The following is a 1144-nucleotide window of genomic DNA, read 5'->3' as shown; positions in this document are numbered from 1 at the left end:
CCAACGCCGACGCCGAGCCGAAGATCGCGATCGGCGCCTAAGTCACACCACGCGCCATTCCGGGCCGCGCCTGGCGCGAACCCGGAATTGCGCAAAGCCACTTCGAGACTTCGGGTCTGCGCCCCGCGGCGCAGCCCGGAACGACGGAACAACTGAGATGCAGGGGCATCGGGTTTCAATGGGTAAGATCACAGGTTTTCTCGAGATCGAGCGGCATGACCGCAAGTACGAGCCGGTCGCCGATCGACTCAAGACCTTCAACGAGTTCGTCATTCCGCTGAGCGAGAAGGACACGCGCGACCAGGCCGCGCGCTGCATGAATTGCGGCATCCCCTATTGCCACGGCACCGGCTCGGTCCAGCCGGGCACGCCGGGCTGCCCGGTCAACAACCAGATCCCCGATTTCAACGACCTCGTATATCAGGGCAACTGGGAAGAGGCCTCGCGCAACCTGCACTCGACCAACAACTTCCCCGAATTCACCGGCCGGATCTGCCCGGCGCCGTGCGAGGCGTCGTGCACGCTGAACATCGACGACAACCCGGTCACCATCAAGACCATCGAATGCGCGATCGTCGACCGCGCCTGGGACAATGGCTGGCTGAAGCCGGAGATCGCTCCCCAGAAGACCGGCAAGAAGGTCGCCGTGATCGGCTCCGGCCCCGCGGGCCTCGCCGCAGCCCAGCAGCTCGCGCGCGCCGGCCACGAGGTGCATGTCTACGAGAAGTTCGCCAAGGCCGGCGGCTTGCTGCGCTATGGCATTCCCGACTTCAAGATGGAGAAGGGCATCATCGACCGCCGCGTGGCGCAGATGGAAGCCGAGGGCGTCACCTTCCACTACGGCAAGGCCGTCGGCGGCAGCACCCCGGGCGCGATCGATCCGCAGGAGCTGGCCAAGCAGTATGACGCCGTGGCGCTGACCGGCGGCGCGGAAGCCCCGCGCGACCTGCCGATCCCCGGCCGTGATCTTTCCGGCATCCACTTCGCGATGGACTTCCTGCCGCAGCAGAACCGCCGCGTCTCCGGCGAGCCGCTGAATGGTGCCGCCGACATCCTCGCCGGCGGCAAGCATGTCGTCGTGATCGGCGGCGGCGACACCGGATCGGACTGCATCGGCACCTCGTTCCGTCAGGGCGCGAAGTCC

General features: G+C 66.6%; 1 protein-coding gene. It reads left to right on the top strand.

Annotation, left to right across the window (positions count from 1 at the left end):
• Positions 1-157: 157 nt before the first annotated feature.
• Positions 158-1144, top strand: a 987-nt coding sequence (locus tag ACJH7A_RS30585; protein WP_406803327.1) for a glutamate synthase subunit beta, incomplete at its 3' end; no start/stop codon positions are given.

Source organism: Mycobacterium sp. SMC-17, assembly GCF_045310915.1.
GTDB lineage: Bacteria > Actinomycetota > Actinomycetes > Mycobacteriales > Mycobacteriaceae > Mycobacterium.
The sequence above is the reverse complement of the archived record's forward strand: the minus strand, read 5'-3'. Positions and strand labels throughout refer to the sequence as shown.